23 protein-coding genes are annotated in these 25,409 nt (G+C 39.9%); 17 read left to right on the top strand and 6 right to left on the bottom strand.

Annotated elements, in window-relative coordinates:
* Positions 1–84: 84 nt before the first annotated feature.
* Positions 85–705: a response regulator gene (locus H514_RS0119025; RefSeq protein ID WP_027448399.1), complete on the bottom strand. Its 621-nt coding sequence runs from the start codon at positions 703–705 to the stop codon at positions 85–87.
* Entirely contained in the window at positions 702–2,039 is a 1,338-nt protein-coding gene (locus H514_RS0119020; RefSeq protein ID WP_027448398.1) for a sensor histidine kinase, read from the bottom strand. Before H514_RS0119020 ends, H514_RS0119025 begins: the two co-directional genes overlap by 4 nt.
* A gap of 142 nt (positions 2,040–2,181) precedes the next feature.
* Between H514_RS0119020 and H514_RS0119015 the strand changes: the two genes are divergently transcribed.
* From H514_RS0119015 to H514_RS0119005, 3 genes are all read left to right on the top strand, one after another.
* A complete protein-coding gene (locus tag H514_RS0119015) occupies positions 2,182–3,348 on the top strand; it encodes a M20 metallopeptidase family protein (RefSeq protein WP_027448397.1) in 1,167 nt (388 codons plus the stop codon).
* Between the two features lie 181 nt (positions 3,349–3,529).
* A complete protein-coding gene (locus H514_RS0119010; RefSeq protein WP_154657416.1) occupies positions 3,530–3,739 on the top strand; it encodes a hypothetical protein in 210 nt (69 codons plus the stop codon).
* Between the two features lie 237 nt (positions 3,740–3,976).
* On the top strand, positions 3,977–5,092 hold the full coding sequence (locus H514_RS0119005) for an acyltransferase (protein WP_027448395.1): 1,116 nt from the start codon (positions 3,977–3,979) through the stop codon (positions 5,090–5,092).
* 68 nt (positions 5,093–5,160) lie between these two features.
* Here H514_RS0119005 and H514_RS0119000 read toward each other — a convergent pair whose 3' ends face one another.
* Positions 5,161–5,340, bottom strand: coding sequence for an H-type small acid-soluble spore protein (locus H514_RS0119000; protein ID WP_027448394.1), 180 nt, complete (start codon positions 5,338–5,340; stop codon positions 5,161–5,163).
* A 353-nt stretch (positions 5,341–5,693) separates the two neighbouring features.
* Here H514_RS0119000 and H514_RS0118995 point away from each other — a divergent pair, with 353 nt between their 5' ends.
* The 9 genes from H514_RS0118995 (at position 5,694) to H514_RS0118950 (ending at position 15,966) form a co-directional block, all read left to right on the top strand.
* Entirely contained in the window at positions 5,694–6,965 is a 1,272-nt protein-coding gene (locus tag H514_RS0118995) for an L-lactate MFS transporter (protein ID WP_027448393.1), read from the top strand.
* Positions 6,966–7,013: 48 nt separating this feature from the next.
* Positions 7,014–7,379, top strand: coding sequence for a Na-translocating system protein MpsC family protein (locus H514_RS0118990; protein WP_027448392.1), 366 nt, complete (start codon positions 7,014–7,016; stop codon positions 7,377–7,379).
* Positions 7,380–7,538: 159 nt separating this feature from the next.
* Positions 7,539–9,890, top strand: coding sequence for an FdhF/YdeP family oxidoreductase (locus H514_RS0118985; protein WP_027448391.1), 2,352 nt, complete (start codon positions 7,539–7,541; stop codon positions 9,888–9,890).
* Between the two features lie 15 nt (positions 9,891–9,905).
* The gene (gene fdhD, locus H514_RS0118980) at positions 9,906–10,697 is read left to right on the top strand and encodes a formate dehydrogenase accessory sulfurtransferase FdhD (RefSeq protein ID WP_027448390.1); all 792 of its coding nucleotides are present in this window, start codon (positions 9,906–9,908) and stop codon (positions 10,695–10,697) included.
* Between the two features lie 260 nt (positions 10,698–10,957).
* A complete protein-coding gene (locus H514_RS0118970; protein ID WP_027448389.1) occupies positions 10,958–11,923 on the top strand; it encodes an MFS transporter in 966 nt (321 codons plus the stop codon).
* A 13-nt stretch (positions 11,924–11,936) separates the two neighbouring features.
* Positions 11,937–12,575, top strand: a complete 639-nt coding sequence (locus H514_RS0118965) for a DUF4129 domain-containing protein (RefSeq protein WP_027448388.1) — start codon at positions 11,937–11,939, stop codon at positions 12,573–12,575.
* A 19-nt stretch (positions 12,576–12,594) separates the two neighbouring features.
* A complete protein-coding gene (locus H514_RS0118960) occupies positions 12,595–13,728 on the top strand; it encodes a DUF4350 domain-containing protein (protein WP_027448387.1) in 1,134 nt (377 codons plus the stop codon).
* Positions 13,725–14,654, top strand: a complete 930-nt coding sequence (locus H514_RS0118955) for an AAA family ATPase (protein WP_027448386.1) — start codon at positions 13,725–13,727, stop codon at positions 14,652–14,654. Before H514_RS0118960 ends, H514_RS0118955 begins: the two co-directional genes overlap by 4 nt.
* On the top strand, positions 14,605–15,966 hold the full coding sequence (locus H514_RS0118950; protein ID WP_027448385.1) for a DUF58 domain-containing protein: 1,362 nt from the start codon (positions 14,605–14,607) through the stop codon (positions 15,964–15,966). The genes H514_RS0118955 and H514_RS0118950 overlap by 50 nt, the downstream gene beginning before the upstream one ends.
* On the opposite strand, the gene H514_RS0118945 is transcribed toward H514_RS0118950, so the two are convergent.
* Complete coding sequence (locus H514_RS0118945) at positions 15,958–16,926, bottom strand: stage II sporulation protein M (protein WP_027448384.1); 969 nt, start codon at positions 16,924–16,926, stop codon at positions 15,958–15,960. The genes H514_RS0118950 and H514_RS0118945 overlap by 9 nt on opposite strands.
* 112 nt (positions 16,927–17,038) lie before the next feature.
* Between H514_RS0118945 and H514_RS0118940 the strand changes: the two genes are divergently transcribed.
* A complete protein-coding gene (locus H514_RS0118940; protein ID WP_036841887.1) occupies positions 17,039–17,830 on the top strand; it encodes an RDD family protein in 792 nt (263 codons plus the stop codon).
* An 84-nt stretch (positions 17,831–17,914) separates the two neighbouring features.
* On the opposite strand, the gene H514_RS0118935 is transcribed toward H514_RS0118940, so the two are convergent.
* Positions 17,915–18,322, bottom strand: coding sequence for a hypothetical protein (locus tag H514_RS0118935; protein WP_027448382.1), 408 nt, complete (start codon positions 18,320–18,322; stop codon positions 17,915–17,917).
* 598 nt (positions 18,323–18,920) lie between these two features.
* Between H514_RS0118935 and H514_RS0118925 the strand changes: the two genes are divergently transcribed.
* Positions 18,921–19,475 carry a cysteine dioxygenase gene (locus tag H514_RS0118925; protein ID WP_027448380.1) on the top strand — a complete coding sequence of 185 codons (555 nt, stop codon included), beginning with the start codon at positions 18,921–18,923 and terminating at the stop codon, positions 19,473–19,475.
* Positions 19,476–19,584: 109 nt separating this feature from the next.
* On the opposite strand, the gene H514_RS0118920 is transcribed toward H514_RS0118925, so the two are convergent.
* Positions 19,585–20,919 carry an MFS transporter gene (locus H514_RS0118920; protein WP_036841867.1) on the bottom strand — a complete coding sequence of 445 codons (1,335 nt, stop codon included), beginning with the start codon at positions 20,917–20,919 and terminating at the stop codon, positions 19,585–19,587.
* A gap of 222 nt (positions 20,920–21,141) precedes the next feature.
* Here H514_RS0118920 and H514_RS0118915 point away from each other — a divergent pair, with 222 nt between their 5' ends.
* The 3 genes from H514_RS0118915 (at position 21,142) to H514_RS23500 (ending at position 25,373) form a co-directional block, all read left to right on the top strand.
* On the top strand, positions 21,142–21,762 hold the full coding sequence (locus tag H514_RS0118915; protein WP_036841870.1) for a hypothetical protein: 621 nt from the start codon (positions 21,142–21,144) through the stop codon (positions 21,760–21,762).
* Positions 21,763–21,823: 61 nt separating this feature from the next.
* On the top strand, positions 21,824–23,542 hold the full coding sequence (locus H514_RS0118910; RefSeq protein ID WP_027448377.1) for an ABC transporter ATP-binding protein: 1,719 nt from the start codon (positions 21,824–21,826) through the stop codon (positions 23,540–23,542).
* Between the two features lies 1 nt (position 23,543).
* Positions 23,544–25,373 (top strand): ABC transporter ATP-binding protein, encoded by a 1,830-nt coding sequence (locus H514_RS23500; protein WP_051255228.1) that lies wholly within the window; start codon positions 23,544–23,546, stop codon positions 25,371–25,373.
* Positions 25,374–25,409: the final 36 nt, after the last annotated feature.

Here is a 25,409-nt window from a genome sequence, read left to right as displayed (position 1 = left end):
AGAAGGGAGAGTGCTTATATCAGCTTATATCAGTGTTAGATGTAAAAATAATCTAATAAAAAACACTCGCCCAAAGGCGAATGCTTAAGCGGAGTACCATTGATATAACTTTTTAGGTCGCCCCATCTTTTGGTGTGAATCGATCTGCTTTACTTTGCCTTCGTTCAGCAAATGAGTTACATACCGATAAACTGTCGGATAGGCAAGATTGACCTCTTTTGAAATTTCATCTACAGAGCTTGGTTCAGGTTGCTTTTTCATATAATCCTCAATATGAGTGAGTGTGTTTTTACTGATTCCTTTGGAGCTATAAACATTATCGTCCTGGGCTTGAGATCCTTTTAAATTAGCTAGCTGAACATGAAGCTGAATTCTTGAAATAATATCTGGAGCTTTTACAGGCTTCAAAGCAAAATCATTAGCACCTTCCTGAAGAAATCGATCAGCAATCTCTTGTCGTTCATCTACTGTTAGAACGAGTATAGGAATTTGAGAGTGAAGGCTTCGAATAGCTTTCACAGTTTGAATCCCATCCATCTCTGGCATATGATAATCAACAAGAATGAGGTCATATTTGCCTTCTTGGAATAAATCCACGCCCTTTTGTCCATTTTCTGCAATCTCTGAGTCCCATCCTGCATGTTTACAAATTTCCGTCAACATATAACGTAGGGACGGGTCGTCATCAATAATTAAAATGTTCATAGCTGCACACACTCCTTTGGTAGAACAATCCAGAAGGTTGTTCCTTTTTTTAATTCACTATCGATTTTCAAGGTAGCTTCATGCTCCTCAACGACGTTTTTCACAAACGTTAGACCTACACCAGGATGAGCCTTCGTACTGTAACCAGCACTCCAAATTTTTTGCTGTTCCTTTTTAGAGAGTCCCTTTCCATTGTCTTCTACGCCTAACCAGATACCTGATTCATCGAATTCTGATCGAATTGTCACCTTGGCGTTTAATTTCCCATCAACGGCATCACAGGCGTTATCAATCAAGTTCACAATGGCTCTTGTCATACGAATTTTATTTACATACACTTTTATATTCGGATCTGCATGAAGCTCAAATTGAAAATCTATCGATTGGTCGGTCAGTTTATTGGCTCGTACATATTCAATCAACCTTGAAAGGGTACACCAGTTTTTCTTTTCTTCATACAAAATCTCAGAGACCATATTACTTGTAGATTCAATCGATTCGGATATTTGCTCTGTGTATTCTTGAACATCCTGATCTTTAGCTTTCATTTGAATCAAGGAGTTAAGACCTTCAATAAGGGAGAGAGGAGTTTTTAAGTCATGAACCAGATGTAAAGCTTCACGACCAGCACGAGATTCTACCATTTCTCCCCTAGCAATATTTAAATCCTGTCTCATACGCCATTTTTGCTCTGAAACGGTAAGGTATACGGCTAGAACAACTGCATTGATCATGAATATACCGCATAAAAGCAAACTGTATAATGATAAGGTGTTCCCAAAACCGATATTTACTGCAATTTCTTTCACTTCACTTGAGATTGGTCCTCCTCCAAATCCTAGAGGTGTTAAAAAGATAACCATATCCAACCACTGAAACCCAAACAGTAGCTGAGCTAGTACAAAAGATTTTAGTATGGGCCTCATTCGACCCTTCCCTAATAAATGTAACAATACGATCGAAATCAATAATAATAACGCTGGACCACCAAAATCATAATTAAGTGGATTGTAGAGATTAATTGTGATGTAGACGAGCGGAATGATGAAGAAAGGAACGATGAACGTGAGCCAAGGCTTATTAAGTTTTTTGGCTAATTCATCTCCTAATAAAAGTGATCCAAGATAGTGAGGAAGAGCACGGACCGTATTTAACATGACCAAAACAAAAGCCGTTAACATCAATGTATTCCCCGTTGGATCACGACTGAGATCATCCATCATGCTCGTCAGTCCTGTTTCATCAGCTCCCAGCCATAACGGCATGGAGATCCCTAAAAGGATAAGGAAGACCTTAAACCATATACTTTTGGATTGTATAAGTGAATGATTCATAATAAGCTCCATCCCTCAGAAAAAAATGAAAAAAAGTCAAAAGGTCTTTTTTGCTACGAAACAATGTACCATAATTTATCTTACATTTTAATACTAGATTCAGATAATTACGAATGTTTTCCTCTTAAGGAGTGTTCTAAAAATGCATGAATTACTAAAACAAGCTAAAAATCTTGATAATACCTTAACCGAGTGGAGAAGAGACCTTCACCAAAATCCTGAATTGGGGTTTGAAGAAAATCGTACATCCCAATTTGTTCAACAGCAATTAGAAGCATTAGGTGTACCCCATGTCCAAGTTGTGGCAAAGACAGGTGTAACAGCTTTAATTGAAGGTGAGGAGCCAGGATTAACTGTAGCGTTACGAGCAGATATGGATGCCTTACCGATACAAGATGAAAAAGATGTCCCATACAAATCCCAAATAGATGGAAAAGCACATTTATGTGGCCATGATGGTCATACATCCATGCTTTTGGGAGCAGCAAAGCTTCTAAAGGATAACCCTCCGAAACGAGGAAACGTTAAGTTAATCTTCCAGCCAGCTGAAGAAGGTTTGTTTGGTGCTCAAACGTTAATTGAACACGGCGTATTAGAAAATCCAAAAGTAGATGTCATAGCAGGGTTGCATGTAAATCCAATGGTACCTACAGGTCAGGTTACTTGTACGCAAAGAGAAGCCTGTGCAGCTGCCGACTTTTTTGACTTAGAAATTAAAGGACAAGGTGGGCATGCAGCTCATCCTCATTTATCAACGGATTCTATTACAGTTGCATCAGAGGTTGTAAGTTCACTACAACAAGTAGTAAGTCGCCAAATCAATCCAGTATCCCCCACTGTGCTCACAGTTGGGCAAATTCAAGGTGGATCAGCCCCTAATGCCATTGCACCAAGCGTGAAAATGAGAGGAACGGTTCGCACGTTAGATCCCGAAGTACGCTCAACCATTGAACACCGAATGGAGAGCATCATTCGTGGGATTACTGAAGGCTTTGGTGTATCTTATGATTTTCAATATAACTACTTTTATCCACCAGTGGTGAATGATGAGACACTTGTACCAAGTGTAAGACAAGTGGCAGAGGAAGTTTTAGGTCCAGATCAATTTTCCATTGTAAAACCATCCATGGGAGGAGAGGACTTTTCCTTTTATGCAGAACAAATCCCAGGCGTATTCTTCCGATTAGGGGTACGAAATGAAGAAAAAGAAGCGACTTATCCGCTTCACCATCCAAAATTTGATCTAGATGAAGAAGCCCTGCCATATGGAGCAACCTTGTTAGCTCAGTGGGCTTTGAATCAACTATAAATTCAGTGTCTTCCTCTTTGATTAGAGGGAGGCACTTTTCGTTTGTGGGCTATGTTAGTAGTTGTTGGTCATAGGGAACAAATAAATGAACTATTAAATAATGCTTGTTCAGTTATATGGCAGGATTGTTGAAGACTTGAAACTGAGAGGAGTCCGTTGCTTTTATGCAGTGCTGGGGGCTATGTTCTCGTGGGAAGGAACAGTATTCCCTTGGGTAAGCGATGGATTCGCTCGGGTAAGCGATGGATTCGCTCGGGTAGGTGACGGAATCCCTCGGGTAGGTGATGGAATCCCTTGGGTAGGTGATGGAATCCCTTGGGTAGGCGATGGAATCCCTCGGCTAGACGCCGAATTCCCTCGGCCCTGCACTACCTCCTCGCACTTTATCTAGAAAGCAAGTCTTCCACAAACGGTGGCTTTAATAGAAGAACTTAATTCAACATAGGTACATAACAAATTTAATTTGTAAATTCATTTCCAGTAGATACCACCCCAAAATAGGACAAAAAACGTTATACTAGTTCGAAAGATTTATTATGTATGAGGCATGAAACTTTTCCGAACAGAATGAAGGAAAACCATGGTATAGTTACCAAGGTTAACTTATGAAATAAATGAGGAATGCAAAATGACTAAAAGCAGAATTGATTCGATCTTTCTGCTTCGGCTATTTGCGATGTTAATGGTTGTGTTGGTACATGTGACAGGACAATTCCAATCAACACTTCCATTTGATAGTGGAGCTTTCCAAAAATACCACTTTATCAACCGTATCGTGCGAATCGAAGCAGGGATCTTTATTATGATTACAGGCATGGTGTTCTTTTTTAACTATATGAAGAAGAACTTAACCTGGGATGTTTTAAAAGATTACTATAAAAAGCGCGTAACATTCATTCTTGTTCCCTATTTAATTTGGGCCGTTTTTTATGAGGTGTATATGTATCAAATCGGATTTCGTGAAGTTAATATCATGGAATCGGTTGATCGTATTTTACACGGAGAATCCTATTATCAATTGCACTTTATTTTTCTAATTGTACAATTTTATTTAGTACTACCCCTCTTCGTATATATGGCGCAAAAGCTCACCTTTTTCAGAAAGTATATGTGGGCATTTGGATTTGGGCTTGAGCTATTATACTTTTATCTCAATACAACCTATGAAATAACAACGTTCCACGTATTTTTAAATAGTATTGGGACGTTCTTGCTAGGGGCGTGGATTGGGACGTACTACAATGAAATGCGTCAAAAGATTCGCAGCTACTCAAGCGTTCTTCTTTTCATAGCATCAGCAGTCGCTGGTATAACAACGGTGTACCTGCATTACGATATGTATATGTTAAATGAATCAACGCTACCAGGTATTACGTACAAGTTTGTGAATCTGATTTATATGGTCGCAGGGAGTTATATGATCTTCCGCCTTGCAGAGCTGGCGAGTGATAAGATGCCAAAGCGTTTATTTGGGGCCGTAAAAAATGTCGCCGTTTATTCATTTGGTTTTTATCTGCTTCACCCTGTTGTGTTAAGAGAGGTGGCGAAATTCATTCCTGCAGATCCAAACTATATGTTCCACATCCAAATGGGATTACGTTATATAAGCACTGTAATCCTTTGCTATTTAATCATTTGGACTGTTCATAAATTTGTTCCAGGAGCTAGCGCCATATTTGGTAAGCTCCCCCAAAAAGCATCTTTTGTGGTACCAAAGCACTCTGAACAAAAAGCAACGATGTAAAAGAAAAAGCCTGTCTCTTCGTAACAAGGAAACGATGAGACAGGCTTTTTGCTTCAACTTAAGGTTTTTTATCTTTCAGTTAGCTCATCTAATGAAACTTGGTGCTGTTTTTGAGGATTTTCAAGCTCATACACACTAGCTGTTTCATTATTTTCATTTACATTTTGGATATAGATTGGATCGCCGTTATAGGTGACATTTATTAGATTTTCGGATTCACGTATTTCTTTAGCACGTTGTTTATCCATTATGCATACCTCCTTTATCGTTTAGATGTAGTATGTGATGAAGGATAGGTGTCTATGTATTTTTGTGTATTTTTTCTATCTATCGCCTTTGATGTTATTAATTGGATAAAAGTCTTGACTTCAAAGGACTCATTCATCTATTATAAAATAAGAAAATTCAAAAAATTTAAATTTCATGCTGAATATGACAAGGAACAGCGAACCTGTTACCTATTATTTTCAGTGAAATGAAAGCGTTACAAAATGAAAACGTGGTTTAGCTTAGCGACCCTGTGTGAAATTACCGTCATTTTCTCATTGGCATTCCTATGGGAAAATGGCGGTTTTATATTTTAAAAAAGGAGTGAAGAACATTGAGTAAAACAAAAAATCGTTGGCTCATAGCACTTTCGGGGGTGGGGATCCACCTCTCAATTGGCTCTGTGTATGCTTGGAGTAACTTTACGAATCCATTAGTCAATGAATTTGGATGGAGTAATAGTCAAGTGCAACTGACCTTTAGTCTAGCCATTTTGTTTTTAGGGTTAGCTGCAGCATTTTTAGGTAGTTTTGTAGAGAAACATGGTCCTCGTAAGTCTGGTTTACTAGCTGCTATACTATTTGGTTTAGGAGTTGCGGGGTCAGGGCTTGCTGTGAATTTTGGTTCCTTACCACTCTTGTACATATTTTACGGAGCGCTAGGTGGAATCGGTCTAGGTGTTGGTTATATTGCCCCGGTTTCTACGCTTGTTAAATGGTTCCCAGACCGTAGAGGGCTTGCAACGGGGCTCGCGATTATGGGGTTTGGGTTTGCAGCAGCTATTAGCAGTCCCATTATGGATGCTTTAATTAAATCCGTAGGCATTGCTGCTACGTTCTACATCTTAGGTATTGCGTATTTTGTTATTATGCTTATTTCTTCTTTATATCTAGAAAAGCCACCTGAAGGTTGGATGCCAAGTGGTTTTCAGGAAAAGGTTGAGAAGGGTGAAAAGAAAGTTAAAGCCGATTTAGCTCAGCTTACTGCAAATGAAGCTGTGAAAACCAAACGATTTTACTACTTGTGGCTCATGCTCTTTATCAATGTTACATGTGGTATTGCTATCTTATCAGCTGCAAAACCACTGGCAGAGGAAAGTGTAGGGTTAAGTACTACTGAAGCTGCTGCGCTAGTAGGTGTACTTGGGTTATTTAATGGATTTGGGCGTATAGGTTGGGCAACATTGTCAGATTATATTGGTCGTGCAAACACATATACATCTTTCTTTGTACTGCAAATTTTTGCTTTTGCTGTTTTACCTAACGTATCATCAGTCATAATATTTCAAATTTTATTAGCGATTGTGTACACTTGTTATGGAGGCGGATTTGCTTCAATACCAGCATTTATTGGAGATATCTTTGGAACAAAACAGCTAGGAGCTATTCATGGTTATATCCTTACAGCATGGGCTGCAGCAGGTTTAGTTGGTCCTCTGTTTGCAGCATGGATTAAGGATACGACAGGGAGCTACGCGAACAGCCTGATCTTCTTCGCTGGCTTATTTATCGTAGCACTTGTGGTCTCGTTCTTAATACGAGTTGATATGAATAAACTTAAAAATAATACTCCGGCCCAAGATGCGCAACCTACACTTAACCAATAAATTATGTTATATTCGCCTGAAACCAAGCGTGAAAAGGGAAGAATGAGCATGAATAAGTTTGAGGCAGAATTTAGTAATTTAGTACGTGCCTTTCGAAAAAAGCATATGGGAAAAGGTCCTCAAAAGATAACGACAACCTTTTGCAAGAATTGGGCTATATGTGAGATGGAAGGCAACATGTCTCCAGTAGAGAAGTTCATTGCTTCTAATAAGGATGGGGAACAAATGGTACGAGCAGCTCGAACAGAAATGGTGAAAAATATTTATAAAAACCATTATCCACAAGAGATGGAGGATCTGTTAGGGGCTAAATTTTTAGATCTATTTGTCGATATTGATATTGAAGCAGATTTAGGGATGTCGATTTTCGTATTTGATCGAGAGTTATCAGAAAGCATTCAAATGAAAAAATAATAGAGAAGTGTGTTGGCACTTGGCAGCGATCCTGTTAAAGACTACCACCGTAATCCTCGTTATACACCTGTGTAGCGGGGTTTCGGTGGTTTTTTATTTATTTAAAGCTTGCCAAGAGGGAAGCTTTCTTTTTTTACAAAGGAACAGGAGGGGATTCAAATGGGGAATACGAAACACGAAGGTCCAATGAAGTTAGAGAAAACACCTGATCCGAAGCACTGGGTTAGTCCTGTACCGTTCGGGTTAGGTAAGATCAAACCAAAACACATCCGCGACACAATGAAAGTTATGTGGGAAAACAAAGATAATCTCCCATATGCTACAAGAATTTTAACAAAAGGCGTTTGTGATGGATGTGCTCTAGGGGTAAGTGGACTGCAAGATCAAACATTAAAAGGTCCACATTTATGTACGACACGCTTGAATGTACTTCGCTTAAACACGATGCCAGAAATTAAGGAAGAGGTATTACATCAAGATATCGGTGAGTTGAGAAAAATGGATAGCTCTGAACTCCGAAAACTTGGCAGAATCCCTTATCCTCTTTCACGTAAACCTGGTGAGAACCAGTTTAAACGTATCTCATGGGATGAGGCACTGGATAAAATGGCAGCTAAAGTGAAGAACATTGATCCTAAGCAGCTTGCCATGTTCTTAACAGCTCGTGGTATTACCAATGAATCGTATTATGTTGCAGGGAAGGTTGCACGTTTCTTAGGTACGAACAATATTGATAACGCTTCCCGTATTTGTCATTCGCCTAGTAAAACAGCATTGAGTCGCTCACTTGGAATTGGAGCCTCAAGCTGTAATTATCAGGATTGGATTGGCTCAGATGTGCTTGTATTCTGGGGTTCTGTTGCAGCGAACAACCAGCCAGTTTCTACAAAATATATGTATGCAGCTAAGCGTAAAGGTACAAAGATCATCGTGATCAATCCATATTACGAGCCGTCCATGGACGAGTATTGGATTCCTTCAATACCAGATAGCGCTCTGTTCGGTACGAAAATTGCTGATGATGTGTACCAGGTCAATATCGGAGGAGATATTGCCTTTATGAATGGCATCATGAAGCATTGGTTTGAGATGGAAGAGGTACAGCAAGGTTCTGCTATTGACCATGACTTTATCAACGAACATACGAATGGTTTTACTGAATTAAAGGAACATGTAGAGAGTCAAAACTGGGGTGATCTTGAACAATCCTCTGGCCTAACACGTGAACGAATAGAAGAATTGGCGATGCTTTTAGCTAAATCAAAAAGCGGGGTATTCGTGTGGTCGATGGGCTTAACGCAACACCGTTTTGGAACAGATAACATTTCACAAGTAGCCAACCTTGCTATGCTAAAAGGGTTCATTGGAAGAGAGAAATGTGGTGTAATGCCAATTCGCGGACACTCTGGTGTACAAGGGTCTGGTGAAATGGGGTCAGATCCTTTCGTGTTACCAGGAGGAGGCTTCACACCAGAAAATATCGATCGTGTCCAAAACGTCTGGGGATTTGAGATCCCAAAATGGCAAGGGGATATCGTTGGTGAGTCCATTGAACATGCAATTTTACCAGATGATCATGAACGTAAAATGAAAATGTTCTATACTTCTGGCGGAAACTTTTTAGAAACGATGCCTGACCCAACCTTTATTAAGCAATGTTTAGAAGAGGTCGAGCTACGTGTGCATCAGGATATTATTTTGAATACTTCTACGTTAGTTGATGCGAGAGAAGAGGTACTCGTTCTGCCAGCTATGACCCGTTATGAACAACCTGGTGGAGGAACATCTACATCAACAGAGCGTATGGTTTATTTTTCTCCGGAAATTAAGGGGCCCCGCATTGAAGAAGCACGTCCCGAATGGGAGATTTATATGGAGCTTGCCAAGAGAGTAAAGCCAGATGAGAAGCATTTAATCGAGTATGAGAATGCTCAACAAATACGGGATGAGATTGCTGTTGCTAATCGAAATTATGATGGTATTCAACATTTAAAAGAGCAAGGTGATGTATTCCAATGGGGAGGCGCTTGGTTATGTGAAGGTGGAGAATGCCCGACACCAGATGGGCGAGGGAACTTGCTTCCGATTGAAATTCCAGAACGCCGCAAAACTGAAGGACGCTTCTATGTCACAACAAGACGTGGAAAACAATTCAACTCGATGATTTATGATGAGAAAGATCCGTTCAACAATGCAAGTCGTTATGATGTATTGATTAATGAAGAGGATGCAAAGAAATTGGAGATTCGTGAAGGTGAAGCCATTGTGGTCTATAATCAGTATGGGAAGTTAAACGGTTATGCGAAATTCGCAAATACCCGAAGCGAGAATGTTTTAGTGTACTGGCCTGAAGGGAATGTGTTGATTCCAAAAGGCGTATATGAAAAATATGCCGGCATTCCGGAATACAATACTGCGGTTATTGTAGAAAAAGCTGAAACCTTCCATGCTCAGAAGGATACGAAGTACGTGGAAAAGCGCGTGGAAGAATTAGAGATGGAAACAACATAAAAGAGGCGTTTAGGTATGAAAAAAGAGATAATGGAGCAACGAAATGTACACAAATATGAAGTGGATTCTTTTGTTGAGGTAGAGGATACAGTAGCCACAGAATACCCGCTTACGATTATGGTGAACGGTGAGGAATTTGCCACGATGGTGTGCACTCCTGAACATTTGGAGGAATTGGTTATCGGCTTTATGGCCTCAGAGGGGTTGATCCACTTTTTAGATGAGGTGAAGTCTCTCCAGGTGGATGAGGGCCAAGGTTTTGCTTATGTAGAACTAACCAAAAAGGTGCATCTTCATCAGGAGGGACACTCCAAGCGGTTTATTGGCTCCTGCTGTGGTAAAAGCCGTCAGTTCTATTTTCAAAATGATGTGAGAACAGCCAAGACGATTCGGACAGAAACAACGTTATCGGTACAAGCTTGTATGGACTTGATGAGCAACATGCAGGGAACCTCCTCGAACTTTCATAAGACAGGTGGATTGCATAATGCAGCGCTCTGTACCACGGATGATCTCGTGGTTTCCTATTCAGACATTGGACGCCATAACGCACTGGATAAGATCTATGGCTACTGCCTCAAGAACCGAATTTCCTTACGTGATAAAGTCATCGCCTTTTCAGGACGTATTTCTTCTGAAGTGCTTTTAAAAGTTTCAAAGATTGGCGTCGGGATTATCCTATCTAAATCCGCACCAACTACACTTGCGTTGGATTTAGCAGATGACCTTGGGATCACGACAGTTGGTTTTATTCGAGGGAACCGACTAAATGTGTACACGCACCATAATCGAATATATGAATCATAAAAGGGGGCTGCACGCCTCCTTTTTTTGTAGGTGAAGCGTTCGCATCCCGTATGCCGCCACTCGCAAATTATAGAGAAGCGCTTGCACCCCGACTTCACCCGTTCGTAAGTCACAAAAAAATACCTGTATCACCATGTAAAATGTTTATGGATCCCCCTAAGGTTGTAGAAAAATGTTCCAATATGACAAATTTTTTGAGTAACATGATAGAATGGGAACTACTATATTCCACATTATGTATGTGTTAGAGGAGGAAACTCATGGAGATCAAACAAACGAAACCTAAAAGCTTTTCAGAGATTTTAGATCACTCATTTCGAATCGTAAAGCAAAACTTTTCGTCTTTATTTTTACTTGTACTTATCTTACTTGGACCACTCTACTTAATCCAATCTATTTTTATGTTAGCAAGTGGAACAAGCTTCTTTCGCCAAACAGGGGAAGGAACATTTCTTGAAAACTTTTTACAGAATGCAGAAGGTACAGGGGCACCCGGAACCACTGGAGCACCCTTCCCTGCAAATATTGATAACCTAGGATTAATTATTGCATATGCCGTTATTATGCCAATTATCGCAATGGTCCTTTACATACTTGCTCAATCTTCTATTATTCTAGCTACGAAAAAAATTCAGAACCAGGAAAGCTGGACAAATGGAGAAGTGATTAAACAAGCCATGTCTCGTTTCTGGCCACTATTAGGGAGCTCCTTGTTATTTGTTTTAATGGTTTTCGGAGCATTTCTTGTATTTGTGCTTGTTATGACTTTAGTTGGCGGTGGAATGCAAGGAGCACCAATGGCTGGCGCAATGGTAACGATATTTATCATTATCCTAGCTCTCTTTGCAGGATTTGCTTATCTATTCACTAAGATGAGTGTATTCTTTGCAGCAGTCACGTATGAAAAAGTAGCACCAGGCATCGCAAAGAGCTGGCGATTAACAAAAGGTCGTTTCTGGCAGACACTAGGTGTTTATGTTGTGTTTTATATTCTTATTTCGATTACAGGTGCCATCATCAACATGGTGATGACGCTATTACTAGGCAGTAGTGTTGTGGCATCGTTAGTTTCATACTTGGTGACCATTATTACAACGCTCATTTTCTTTGTCGGTTATTCAATCCTTTATATGGATCTAAAAGTGCGTAATGAGGCGGATGATCTTAAGGAAATGATCGACTCTTATAAAACGGAGACCACTCCTGAACCACCATCTCATGAATAATAGGTGATAATCCATGAGCAAGGCTCAACAAGCAAAAGAAAAGCTAGATCAAATTTTAGAGCAGGATGAATATCAGGTTTATTATGAAGAACAGGAGAATCCGTTTCAATACTTGCTGAATCAAATAGGGGAATGGCTTTTGAGAATGTTTCAAAAGCTCTTTCCCCAAATTCAAATAACAGATCAGGCTGTAGATGTCACGATGTATGTCCTTGGTGCTGTGGGCATTGTGATTTTGATTTTATTGGTTGTTCTAATTAAGCGCAATCTGGCATCTAACCGAACGTCACGTTCCAATGCTCATCCTATTCAACATAAAGATGAACTAGCATGGTCTTCTGACAAACACCTTCAAGAAGCTTCATCGTATAAGCAAAAAGGAGATTATCAACAGGCCATTCGTCACGTTTTCCTGGCTATGCTTCTTTATTTCGATCAACAAAAATGGATCGAAGCCCGCGTATGGAAAACGAACTGGGATTACTATGAAGAATTAAAAAAAATAAATCTTGTTTGGGCTACTCAATTCTATGAACTCGCCCAACGATTTGATGAAGTAACCTATGGTGAACGTGAAGTAGATGAACAAGAATATGAATCTTATCGTCAACAGGCTTTAGAATGGTTAAATTCCAATAGAGAAAGCAGCTGAGAAAGGAGGGGGAGCCACAATGGAGCAAGTTAAAAAACAAAGCCGTATTTGGTTGTGGATCGCCTTGGCGCTATTCGTTTTTGTAGGATTTGGTTTTATCTTATCTGGGGATCAACCCCAAACATACAAAAGCTATCTCTCAAAATCCCCTTCCCCAACAGGTGTGAAAGCATTTTATACATATTTGCAAAAGGATAAAGGCGAAGTAGAAAGATGGTATGGCCAACCGAGAAAACTACGTAATCTCTCACAAAAACAAACCCTTATGATGGTAGAACCTTATTTCCGCTTTAGTGAAGAAGACATGCTCTCCTATCAAAACTGGATGGAACAAGGCAATACGATTCTTCTACTGAAAAATGATCCAGTAGGCTACTTTAATACAAAGGTTGAGCTTGCTGAAACCTCCTCAGGGCCGTTGAAGGTTGAAAATAAACATGGAGAAACGTTTAAAGCACAATTACCAGTGAACAAGCGCCTTCGACTGAAAGAGAATGATGTAGAACTGTTATCTGATGAAAGAGGAACAGTGGCTTTGAAACGTTTCTTTGGAAAAGGGGAGTTGATTGTTTCTCTTCAGCCTGAGTGGGTAACGAATGGAAATATATTAGAAAAGGACCATACTGAACTAGCTTTATACTTACTAAACCAAACCGAAGCATCATCCATTTTGATAGATGAATATGTTCATGGACAGGAAAATCTACCAACATATCTCACCGTCTATCCCAAAAGCTTACTTGTATTCATACTCCAACTAGCCATCCTAACGATTTTTATTTTATGGATTAAAGGGAAGCGCTTTGGTCCGGTTTATTTACCACGTGAAGCGGAAGTGCGCTTTGGAGATGAACGGTTACGTGCGTTAGCAGCTTGGTATATGCGGTCTGATTTTTACAACGAATCTCTATCTATTCAAGAACAATATGTACGCCAATCTGTAAGTGATAAGTGGGGCGTCTCCATCCAACATAGTTGGGAGGATATTTTCGAGACCATAAAACCTCGTCTAACCAAAGAACAAATAAACAAGTGGAGCGAATGGGTACGAGAACTTCACAAAGTACGTCAAACCGATCAATGGTCAAAAAAGGACTATGTCATATGGTCGCAAAAACTAGATGAAATACGTAAAGAGGTGCAAGAAGGATGAATGAACAATTGCATGGATTGCTAGAAAAGTATGAGCAACGCATTATGGGTCAAAGTAAAAACCTTCGCTTATTATTATCCTCCATTTTAGTTGGAGGGCACGTTTTATTAGAAGGTGTGCCAGGAACCGGAAAAACCCAAATGGTCCGTACACTTGCTACATTACTAGGAGGAAACTTTAACCGTATCCAGTTCACACCCGATCTCCTTCCAAGTGATATAACAGGGAGTATGGTCTATAACATGAAAGAAGGAAGCTTTTATACACTAAAAGGCCCTATTTTCACGAACGTACTATTAGCAGATGAAATCAATCGAACACCTGCTAAGACACAGGCGGCATTACTGGAAGCCATGGAGGAAAAACAACTCACCATTCAAGGGGAAACTTATACATTACCGAATCCATTTTTCGTAGTGGCAACACAGAACCCTGTGGAGTTTGAAGGAACCTATCCTCTTCCTGAAGCGCAACAAGATCGCTTTATGTTTAAGCTAAATGTGGATTTCCCATCTCAGGAAGAAGAGATGAACATTGTGAAACAAACAATAGAAGATCGTAGCCATAATGAGAACTCAGAACCTGCTTTGAATATTGAGGCATTTCTCGAAATACGTAAGGAGATTCAACAAGTTACGATACAAGAAAGTGTATATGACTACATCATGCAAATGGTCCGTAAAACACGTGATACAGATGCCGTTCTACACGGAGCGAGCACACGTGCTGCGATTTCTATTGCCAGTGTCAGCAAAGCATGGGCTTATCTGGCTGGACGAGATTACGTAACACCGGATGACGTGAAGGTGGTAGCATTACCAGCATTGCGCCATCGTATTATTTTAGCCCCACACATGGAAATGGAGGGAGCAACGAATGACCAAATCATTCAAGACATTGTGGGAGCGGTTCCTGTTCCGAGATAGAGGGATACTTCCCACCCAAAGGTTACTATTAGCCTTTGCCTTGTTTTCCTTGGCTCTGTTCATTCTTTCGCTTGGTGGGACACTTTCTTGGTCTATTGTTATCGTAAGTAACGTATTGATTCTAGGCATGAGTTTTATTGATCTATTATGGTTACCGAAGAAAAAAGAGCTAACCTTCCAACGTGATATAGGTGATGAAATCGAACGGGGTGAAAAGGTGAATGTGCAGGTCATGATTGAAAACCACTCCCCTCACATCATGAAATATCGAATCATGGACGCTCTACCATGTTCCTTTGATCGCCCTTTTCCAGTTGTGGGAGAGGTGGCAGGGGAGTCCAATGCTGTAGCCTCCTATCAAACTTATGCTCCTTTTCGAGGTGACTATAGTATCCCAAAGCTTTATGTGCGTTATAGATCCAAGCTAGGCCTTTGGGAAAGACAAGTATCTCCGGATATTCAGGATCGTGTACGTGTCATTCCTGATTTATCAGAAGCTCGACACGTTATAAACAATGCTCAGCAGTTTTTGCTTTATGAAGGGAGCCAGGTGAAAAAGCGTCAGATTGGATCAGGGGAGTTCGCTCAAATACGTTCCTATGTGGTCGGGGATGATCTGCGTAAGATAAATTGGCGCCAAAGCGCAAAGCTTCAGGAATTAATGACAAATGAATATGAACCTGAGCACGGAAAGTACATATCGATTGTTGTGGATTGTGGTCGTATGATGGGGGTAGAGCTTGAAGATCGCAATCGCCTTGAACGTGCTCTTGAAGCGGCACTCACTGTTGCCGCCGCAGCCTTACAAAAAGGGGATTACGTGTCATTCTTGGCTTTTTCCAAAAACGTTAAAGCTTATGTTCCCTCTAATAAAGGGATGCCTCATTTAAAAAAGATTATAAGTGAGGTCTATAACATCCAAGTTGATCCGTATGAATCGAATTATGGGAATGTGTTGCAATACCTTGAAACAGTTCAAAAAAAACGAAGCTTTATTCTGTTATTTAGTGATGTGAGTACATTTCTATATGAGGAAGCACCATTATTTTATTTGCAACGATTACGTCGTAAGCATGTTTTTCTCATGCTTGGTATTGAGGACCACATGACTGAAGCATGGACGAAGGTGGAACCAGAAGATAGTAAAAAAGCCATGATCAAAAGCATGGCTCAAAAACAGGTTATGGAGAAAAAACGAGAACTGGCCAAGTGGGAAAAGCAAGGGCTTCAGATGATTGAAACCCCTGAAGAGAATCTAGCAACAAGTGCCGTCAGTCGTTATATGGATCTCATGAATCGTGGATTATTGTAACTGTGACTGATGTCGCTTTTGATAGATGAGTTTACCGGCAGTTATATAGAGAATCAAGCCAATCAACGTTGTGAATGCAAATACATACTTTGCTTCTAATGATATAGGGGCTGGTGTAATAAATCCTTCAATAATACCAGCTATTACGAATAAAGGAATCGTTCCAAGGAATAGCTTTACGGAACGAAGAGCTTGTTGTTTTAGTTGGTAGCTTCGTGGTCGATCACCAGGTACAAGGAGTTTGTAGCCCATCAGTAAACCAGCGCCACCTGCGATAAAGATAGCTGTTAACTCAATGATTCCGTGAGGTACAATGTATGCCCAAAAATCGTATGACCTGCCATAGTGCCAGAAAAAGGCGGCTAAGGCCCCTACAATAATGCCGTTATAAATTAAGAGGTACACTGTTAAAATACCGAATGTAATCCCACTTGCAAAAGCAAGGATGGCTACGCGGATATTGTTGGACATAATCGAGGCTGACATAACAGGTGAGTTTACAGCACCATCCCCTCCTATTTGTTCAGGGTCAATAGCCGTAGCGATTTGTTCAGGCAAAATGGCATACATATGCATGGGATCTTGCATTACGGAGAGGAAAGCTCCTATGCCACCTAACATAAACAATGCCATAGCAATAAGAACGGCTTTCCATTGTTCAGTAAATAATTGGACAAAAGAAGAACCGAAAAACTGTTTTAACTGTTGAAGACTTGAAACCTGATCCTGATACAACATATTGTGCGCTTTCCCCACTAATTCATTTAGGTATCCAGTTGTTTCCTCTTGCGGATAATATGTCTGGCTATAAGATAAATGTTGGGTCACCTTTTGGTATAAACTCTGAAAACGTTCAAGCTTTTCAGGAGATAAGTCTCGCTTTTTATGTAAACTTGTGATGAGTGCTTCTAACTCCGTCCAATCCTCCCGATGATTTTGGACAAATTGTTTATACTGCATTCGTTCACCTGCTTTATGTGGAAAATGGATTCTAAAACTATTATATAGACTGATAGATAAAAAAGAAATGAATTTCCTATTAAAGGAATTTGGAGAGGAACTAGTGATTTGTATGGAACAAGTGAACGTGAAAACTCCAGAGCATGTCTCCTTGCAATATAAATTAGCTGGGTTAGGGAGTCGCTCATCCGCACAAATTATAGACTTTTTGATTGTAACGGTGATTTATGTAGGTCTATTTTTAATTCTTTATTTAGCAGAGGACGTTTTTTTCAATTCTTTCTTTGCTTTTTCGAGTTATGTAACGGCGATCGTGATCATGCTCCTATTCTTTATTTTCTGGGGCTACTTTTTCTTATTTGAGTTGTTTATGGGGGGCCAAACGCCAGGGAAGAAACTACTGGGGATTCGAGTCATTCAAGAAAATGGTCAAAGTGCAACAGCATTAGCTCTTTTAATTCGTAATCTTATTAGAATCATCGATTTCTTGCCTGTTTACTATTTTATAGGTATCCTGATGATCTTCCTACACCCCAAGCATAAGCGACTTGGTGATATTGTAGGAGGAACACTAGTTGTTCATGAGAGAGGGAAGAAGAAAAAGAAGAAGCGGTCACCAGTAGAGCAAGAAATTGAAAAACGTGGTGTAACGAAAGAAGATTTAGAAGTAGATGATTGGACACTTCAACAAATGACTCCAAGAGATTGGGAGTTAATGAAGACCTATGCAGATCGAATTACGAAAGTGAAGGGCCATGAAAGAAAGGAACTTACAAAAGATGTAGCTGCTATCCTTATGCCGAAAGTCGGTCTCGCGCTAGAAGGAAAAGGCAGCGATAAACTGGAAGATGAACTGTTGGCATTATATCTGCAAATGCGTGATGAATGGGAAATTCAATTATAAAAAGAAGACCTTATGATAATCCGATACCATTTATGGAATAAAGGCGCACTCTTCGAAAAAAGTGCGCCTTTTCCTTACAAAAATCTATGTAATTCCTTTAAACCCTAATCCCATAATTTGATCCGAAAATAAAATCATTTCATCAAGCATCGTTGTCTCTCCGTTAGTCAGAGGTTTAATAATGGCGTGTTTGATATGAATGGGTCCTGATACGTTGAATGCTGTCATCTCTGGTGGAAGATCATCTAAGCCACCTTCTAAATCTTCTAAACCATATTCGAAAAAGGTGGGCTTTTTTGATTCTTGATCAAATAAATTCACCTGTCCCTCGATCATAGTTGATTGGGTGAAAATGACGAGTTTGCCTCTTTTGTTTAAAACCTCTTGTTCTGTTAAATCACCTTGATCCAACTTCTTTTTTAGCTCAACCATATGGGTAGTTATCGCTTTTTTATGATCCATGGCTAAGTTTAAATCTTTTAATTTCAGCATATACATCCTCATGGTTCATATCGCTTAGGTTTCTTATGGGTTATAATGGAAATATAAGGTGTTACATTTTGAAAAGGGGAGCTGCCTGTGTTTTTCTTCAGGAATGGTTTTGAGATAATCGCTCTTGCAAGTCTTTCTTTGTTGCTGGTAGAAAGTTATTACCCTACTGTAGGGATCTTTCAAGTACTAACTACGACAGTACTCCTCGTTGTGCTTGTACTTAGTTTTATGTTTGGTATGCTCATGAAAAAAAACTCTTCCACCAAAAATGAAAGAAAAGCCCCATACATCTCCATTTACTTATTTAGTTTACTTCTACTTTTAAATGTACTGCCGGGCACCAATCCTCAAGCAGTTTTTTCTTTTAATAATGGTACATTTTGGTTCGCCTTTATTATTGTTGCCTTTGAATTATTTTTCTATAAAAAAAGAAAGCAGAGTACATAACTTTATTTTTGCATTCTCTCTAAATTAGTTCTTTTTCCTTGTCTATTGTTTCCTTCTATTTTCATGACTTTTTCATGTATGTATAAGACTAGCATAGGATTAAATAAAAAGATTCCTTTTAGTTTTTAACAAGAAAAAAGGAGGGGAATAAATGGGCTTACAAAGTCGCTTAGAAAATGTATTAGGGTCTTTACGGTCTCCATCGAAAGAGCAATTAAAAAAAGCACTTCAAGATATGAACATCTCATTAGGTGAGGTAGAACAAGAGTTACAATCACCAGACGGAAACCCTTATTATCGGAAGCTTCTCTATGGGAATGATGAAGTTGAGTTGTTAGTGATGAACTGGTCACAGTTAGAATGTGCACCTCATGATCATGGGAATTCGTATGGTTGGATTCAAGTCCTAAATGGCATAACAAAAAATACGGTTTATGAGGTCAGGGAAAATCAATTACCCCAAGAACTTTTTTCGGAAGAAAAGCAACAAGGAAAGCTTTTTTTCGCTCCGAAAAAAGGTGTACATAAAATGAAAGATGAGGGTGGTTCAGGTTTAGTAACGTTACATCTTTACGCCCCGCCTATCAAAGGGATGATGGTTTATGATTTGGAAGCCTGTGCTGCATGTGTTGTATCCGATGATTGTGGTGCCTGGTGGCCTGAAGAATTGAGAGAGAAGGTAAAGGAAATTCAGTTCAGGCAATAATTAAACAAGGACATTCTAGATAGGAATGTCCTTGTTTTCATCTAACTGTTTTGTATAATTTCATCCTGTAATAAAAAGAACCACCTCTTCCTAAAAGAGGTGGTTCTACTTACTTCGCCAGTTTCCTTGAGTAGATGAAAAAGATAACACATGATAATGTCATTAATCCGGTGATGAATAAAAACGTCCACTGAAAAGACTCTACAGAATAGGAACGTCCAGCTAGTTCGAGGAAAATTCCAGCAATAACCGGACCTGTCGCAGAGCCAACAAACTGGATAAGTTGTTTGAAGCCAATGCCAGAACCGATCAATTCATCTGGTAAAATACGTGATACTTCATTTGTTGAGCTCGATGACAGGCTTGAGAAACCAAAGCTTGTAAACATGTAACCAAACATGATCATATAAGCGCTTATCGGTGATAGGAAGTAAAAAATCAATGTTGAAACTGTAAGCAGCACATGGGCCATGAGCATGATTTTGATGTTTCCGTAACGATCAATTAATCTCCCAACATAAATCGCAGCTACGGCAGACAATAATGCCCCTGGGAAGATGATTAATCCAACCATAGAAGGGTTTCTACTGAATACATGTTGGAGCATCAAAGGCATGAGTACCAAAATTGCAAAGTGTGTTGTAAACCCAAGGTAGCTCATATAAAGGATTGTACGATACCCTTTATTTTTAAGAAGCTTCGGTTGGATAAACGGCAACTCCATGCGATTGATTCTAAGCCACAATAGCCCTGTAAGAAGGGTGCCACCAAGTGCATAATACCACTGTAATGTTGATATGAAGATTAGGAAGGACGTTACGGTAAGCCCCGTTAACAGAGCCCCTATTATATCAAATGTACCATGGCTTACTTCTTCTTTTGGTAATAATCGACTTAAGACTGGAATGAGCAGCATCACCATCAGCGTAATTATGAATAAATAATTCCAATCAAAGTAATCTGTGATAGCTCCGCCTACCACGGGGCCAAGTCCGAATCCAAGAGATGATGCAGATGCGATCAACGCCATTGCGCGTCCCCTTCTTTCAATCGGAACATAACGCCCGGCAAAAACAAAAGAAAGACCTGGGATAGCAGCTGACCCAGCAGCTTGTGCTAAGCGGGCAATCATCAGCCATATAAAGTTAGTCGTAAAAAATCCAAACAGAGATGCTGTACCAAAAACCGAAATCCCAATAAATAAAAGCCTTCGTATCGGTAAATAATCGGACAATCTTGTGTAAGTGATCGTAAATATGGCGAGCACAATTGAATATCCAGATACAACCCAAGCACCTAATGAAGGAGAGAGTGAAAAGTCCTCTAATACGTTTGGTAACGCAACATTAAACATGGTCGTATTCATTACTACAAGCCAAACGCAGGCACTTAGCGTAATAACCGTTTGAAAATATCTGTTGGTCATAGATGCTTCCTGTTGCATGATTACCTCCTTATTGTGAATTTTATAGTTTATATCGTACTCGAACGTAAAAGAAAATAACCGCTCGAATTGAAATGATTTCTTTCTACACTCGAAATACTTTAACATAGAGCATAAGGTTATGAAACTATTATGTTTTGGTAAAAGCCTCACTGACAGTCTTTCCAGTTACTGAAGCAATCATGATATAATAGAACGAACTCAATCTGGGAGAGAGATCGAATGAAGAAGCAAGTTTTTAAACGATTGTATGAAGGCATCATGATTCTATTAGTGATGATGACCATTATGACCCTTTGGACAGAAAGTGCTTATAATTCTGCTATCAATTGGGTGGTATGGTTCATCTTTTTTGTGGATTTTATCATTCGTTTTACGTTCTCCAATAATAAGTGGGAGTTCATTAAGAAGAATCCTTTTCTCGTTATTGCGGTGATTCCACTCGATCAGTTTTTCCAGATGGCCCGTATTGTTCGGTTAATTTATTTGTTCCGTATTAAAACCATTACCAAGTATTATATCCAACCCTTTGTTCAAAAGTTGACGTATCAATCAAAGGTATGGATTTTTACTATTCTACTTTTATTTTTACTAGCGCAATCATTTCTTGTCTGGCGCTTAGAGGAAAACGTGCTTTCTTTTTGGGACGCGACCTATGCTGTATTTGGACACCTGATTTTCTTCGGACATCGCATGGTAGATATCCAAGAAGGCATTTCACTATGGATGTTTGTGATCACTTCAATTATAGGTGTTCTTCTTCACGGACTAGCTTTACAGTGGGCGTTCACAAAGATAGAAACTATAATTGAAAATCGTAAGCATAATTCAGCGAAATCATGATCAATAGCAGCAGTCATATATATAGGAAGATAGCTGTACAAAGCAATTGGGGGATCGAGGTATGAAGGCAGTACTTACATATTTACGTTCGTATAAATTTTCTTTTGTAATGGCCATTGTGCTTATGCTCGTTGAATTGGCTGTTGAACTGTCACAACCCTTTTTAATGGGAGTTATTATTGATCAAGGGATTTTGCAAAAAGATATGTCAGCTGTGGCTACATGGGGAGGGCTACTCCTTGGCTTATCGCTTGTAGCTTTTGCAGCAGGGATAGCCAGTTCTTTCTTTGCAGCTAATGTTAGCCAAGGTGTGGGGCATGACCTCAGGAGAGATATGTATGAAAAAATACAGGCATTTTCTCCAATCCATTTTCAGTCTTTTCCGACATCTTCATTGATAACCAGGCTCACGAATGATGTTACACAAGTTCAAGGGTTCTTATTTATGGGGATGCGTATTATGCTTCGTGCACCACTTTTCATTATTGGTGGAATGATCATGGCGTTTGTTGTTCATGCACAATTGGCAGGCATTCTTCTGATGGCTGTACCATTCCTTTTTATACTGATGTTCTGGATCATGACAAAAGGCGTTCGACTTTTTCAAAAGGTACAAAAGCGGCTTGATGGTGTGAACCGAGTTATTCGTGAAAACCTCGTCAATATGCGCTTAGTCAAAGCCTATGATAGAGGAGAGCATGAAAGGCAAGGCTTTTTGAACGTAAACACCCCTCTTATGAAATCCAATAAAACTGCGCTGCGTCTTATGGAAACCACGATGCCGATCGTGATGTTTGGGATGAACGTCGCCTTAGTAGCCCTTTTATGGTTTGGTGCTTTAGAGTTGCGTACAAATGGGGCACAAGAAGGTGAGTTGGTCTCTGTATTGAATTACGGGACTCGAATTATGTTCTCCTTTTCTGTGTTTACTTTTTTAATTATGATGTTCTCGCGAGGAAGAGCCTCTGCAACACGGATAACGGAAGTTTTGCATCAAGATTCTACTTCAGAAGTATGGAAGGACACATCTCCTCAGATAGACATATCTGGAAGGGTCACATTTGAATCTGTTTCCTTCTCCTATCCTTCTTCTCAAGTACCAGCATTACACGATGTCTCTTTTACCATTGGAGCTGGGGAGACGGTAGGGATTCTAGGAGAAACGGGGTCTGGTAAATCATCACTGACACAACTCATACCAAGGTTATATGAACCTACGAGTGGTACCATTTACATCGATGGTCAAGACTCAAGTGAAATAAATATCAAAGCATTAAGAAAGCAAGTTGGGTTTGTACCTCAGGAAGCTCATCTTTTCACGGGTACGATTCGTGAAAACATTGCATGGGGGAAAGAGGATGCAACAAATGAAGAAATCCGGAGTGCAGCGGAAGAAGCGAATATCCATCGTTTTATAGAAAGCTTAGCAGAGGGATATGATACTCAAATCGGTCAAAAAGGTGTAAATCTATCAGGTGGTCAAAAGCAACGACTATCCATAGCTAGAGCACTGGTGAAAAAGCCGAGTGTGCTCGTGCTCGATGACAGTACGAGTGCGCTTGATGCCAATACAGAAGCTGATATTTTACAGACGTTGAAAGAATTAAAATGTACCGTGTTCATTATTGCGCAGAAAATTAGCTCTGTTAAAGAAGCCGATCACATTCTTGTCCTACGCCAAGGTTCCATAGTAGATCAGGGTAATCATGATGCATTGCTACAAGATAGTAAGATGTATCAACGTATTTATGAATCGCAGGTACAAAAAGGAGTGGTGTAGGATGGGAAAACAAACGGAAAATCGAGGTCGTTCACATCCACACCAAAATCGCGGGATGAAGATTCAGCCTCCTAAAATTGACGATATAAAGGGAACGGTCTTCCGGATATGGAAGTATTTAAGCCGAGAGAAAGGGAAGTTTATTCTTGTTTTATCTATGGTGCTTATTAGCTCCATCCTCTCTTTGCTAGGCCCCTATTATCTTGGGGTGGCAGTAGATAGAGTAATCGCTAATCCTGACCCAGATACCCTTCTTTGGATGTTAGGGCTACTGTTACTGATTTATTTGTTTCAGTTTACAGCTGTGTTTTTACAAAACTTTTGGATGATTGGCATTGCGCAAAATAGTGTTTTCACAATGAGAAATGATCTTTTTTCCCACTTACAAGAGCTTAACATGTCTTTTTATCAAAAGAAGCAGCACGGAGAGATCATGAGCCGAGTGACGAATGATATTGAAAATGTAAGTAAAACACTGAATTCATCTGTCATTCAGTTCACGACAAGTACCATTACACTAATTGGAACGATCGGTATGATGCTTTGGCTCAGTCCATTGCTTACCCTTTTAACGCTGACGATTGTTCCAGTCATGTTTTATGGTATGAAATGGATTACAAAACGAACAAGTGTCTTTTTTAAGGAGCAACAAAAGAACTTGGGCGAATTGAATGGATTTATAGAAGAATCCATCACAGGGCACAACATTATTAAAATGTTCTCGCAGGAAGAGAAAATGATTGATTCCTTTAAAAAGAAAAATGAAGCACTGCGTAATAGTGGGTATTGGGCCATGACCTATACTGGCTTCATTCCAAAACTTATGAACATGCTGAACAATGTAAGCTTTGCCATTATTGTTGGTCTTGGTGGTGCACTTGCCATTGGTGGGGGATGGGGTGTCTCCATTGGTGTGATTGTGACATTCACCACATATTCTCGTCAGTTCACCCGACCGCTGAGTGATCTGGCTAACCAATTTAATATGATCCTATCCGCTGTTGCCGGTGCAGAGCGAGTATTTAATATTTTAGATGAACCAGAAGAGAAAGATGCTGAAAGTGCTAAGGATTTAAGTGACTTAAACGGCAAAGTAGAGTTTAAGGATGTATCATTTTCATATGAAGGGGATGAGGATACGTTAAACAACATTAACTTTCACGCTGCTCCTGGGGAAACTGTCGCACTTGTTGGCCCAACTGGGGCGGGGAAAACTACGATCATCTCTTTGCTTGCGCGTTTCTATGAACCAGAGTCAGGTCAAATTTTAGTTGATGGAAGGAACATGAGTGAGATTACTCGAAAAAGCCTCCGTAAGCACGTTGGTACTGTACTTCAGGATTCCTTCTTATTTGAAACAACCGTTCGAGAGAATATTCGTTACGGGCGATTAGATGCAACAGATGAGGAGGTAGAGGGAGCTGCAAAATCGGCCAATGCACATCACTTTATAACCAATCTCCCTAATGGGTATGATACAGTGCTTCAGTCAGACGGAAGTGGCATTAGCCAGGGTCAAAGACAGTTACTTTCTATAGCACGAGCCATGTTGTCGAATCCATCACTCCTTATTCTGGATGAAGCAACAAGTAGCATCGACACGATTACGGAAATCAAAATTAATGATGCTCTTGGTAAGCTAATGGAAGGGAGAACAAGCTTTGTCATTGCCCATCGTTTAAATACAATTCAAAATGCAGATCAGATTCTTGTGCTGAATGAAGGTGAAATCATTGAACGTGGCTCCCACGCGGAATTAGTGAAGCAGGATGGATTTTATGCTGGGCTGGTATCTACTCAGAGTCAGAAAGCTTCTTCTTTCGGTAACTAGTATAGATCCCTTGTTAAGGGATCTTTTAGTTTGAGA

Origin of the sequence: Pontibacillus marinus BH030004 = DSM 16465, from assembly GCF_000425225.1 — a bacterium.
Classification (GTDB): Bacteria; Bacillota; Bacilli; order Bacillales; family BH030062; genus Pontibacillus; species Pontibacillus marinus.
The sequence above is the reverse complement of the archived record's forward strand: the minus strand, read 5'-3'. Positions and strand labels throughout refer to the sequence as shown.

Excerpts from the sequence above, each read along its gene's own strand:
- H514_RS0119025 (WP_027448399.1), bottom strand. The coding sequence starts at position 705 with ATGAACATTTTAATTATTGATGACGACCCGTCCCTACGTTATATGTTG.
- H514_RS0119020 (WP_027448398.1), bottom strand. The coding sequence starts at position 2,039 with ATGAATCATTCACTTATACAATCCAAAAGTATATGGTTTAAGGTCTTC.
- H514_RS0119015 (WP_027448397.1), top strand. The coding sequence starts at position 2,182 with ATGCATGAATTACTAAAACAAGCTAAAAATCTTGATAATACCTTAACC.
- H514_RS0119010 (WP_154657416.1), top strand. The coding sequence starts at position 3,530 with ATGTTCTCGTGGGAAGGAACAGTATTCCCTTGGGTAAGCGATGGATTC.
- H514_RS0119005 (WP_027448395.1), top strand. The coding sequence starts at position 3,977 with ATGACTAAAAGCAGAATTGATTCGATCTTTCTGCTTCGGCTATTTGCG.
- H514_RS0119000 (WP_027448394.1), bottom strand. The coding sequence starts at position 5,340 with ATGGATAAACAACGTGCTAAAGAAATACGTGAATCCGAAAATCTAATA.
- H514_RS0118990 (WP_027448392.1), top strand. The coding sequence starts at position 7,014 with ATGAATAAGTTTGAGGCAGAATTTAGTAATTTAGTACGTGCCTTTCGA.
- H514_RS0118985 (WP_027448391.1), top strand. The coding sequence starts at position 7,539 with ATGGGGAATACGAAACACGAAGGTCCAATGAAGTTAGAGAAAACACCT.
- fdhD (WP_027448390.1), top strand. The coding sequence starts at position 9,906 with ATGAAAAAAGAGATAATGGAGCAACGAAATGTACACAAATATGAAGTG.
- H514_RS0118970 (WP_027448389.1), top strand. The coding sequence starts at position 10,958 with ATGGAGATCAAACAAACGAAACCTAAAAGCTTTTCAGAGATTTTAGAT.
- H514_RS0118965 (WP_027448388.1), top strand. The coding sequence starts at position 11,937 with ATGAGCAAGGCTCAACAAGCAAAAGAAAAGCTAGATCAAATTTTAGAG.
- H514_RS0118960 (WP_027448387.1), top strand. The coding sequence starts at position 12,595 with ATGGAGCAAGTTAAAAAACAAAGCCGTATTTGGTTGTGGATCGCCTTG.
- H514_RS0118955 (WP_027448386.1), top strand. The coding sequence starts at position 13,725 with ATGAATGAACAATTGCATGGATTGCTAGAAAAGTATGAGCAACGCATT.
- H514_RS0118950 (WP_027448385.1), top strand. The coding sequence starts at position 14,605 with ATGACCAAATCATTCAAGACATTGTGGGAGCGGTTCCTGTTCCGAGAT.
- H514_RS0118945 (WP_027448384.1), bottom strand. The coding sequence starts at position 16,926 with ATGCAGTATAAACAATTTGTCCAAAATCATCGGGAGGATTGGACGGAG.
- H514_RS0118940 (WP_036841887.1), top strand. The coding sequence starts at position 17,039 with ATGGAACAAGTGAACGTGAAAACTCCAGAGCATGTCTCCTTGCAATAT.
- H514_RS0118935 (WP_027448382.1), bottom strand. The coding sequence starts at position 18,322 with ATGCTGAAATTAAAAGATTTAAACTTAGCCATGGATCATAAAAAAGCG.
- H514_RS0118925 (WP_027448380.1), top strand. The coding sequence starts at position 18,921 with ATGGGCTTACAAAGTCGCTTAGAAAATGTATTAGGGTCTTTACGGTCT.
- H514_RS0118920 (WP_036841867.1), bottom strand. The coding sequence starts at position 20,919 with ATGCAACAGGAAGCATCTATGACCAACAGATATTTTCAAACGGTTATT.
- H514_RS0118915 (WP_036841870.1), top strand. The coding sequence starts at position 21,142 with ATGAAGAAGCAAGTTTTTAAACGATTGTATGAAGGCATCATGATTCTA.
- H514_RS0118910 (WP_027448377.1), top strand. The coding sequence starts at position 21,824 with ATGAAGGCAGTACTTACATATTTACGTTCGTATAAATTTTCTTTTGTA.
- H514_RS23500 (WP_051255228.1), top strand. The coding sequence starts at position 23,544 with ATGGGAAAACAAACGGAAAATCGAGGTCGTTCACATCCACACCAAAAT.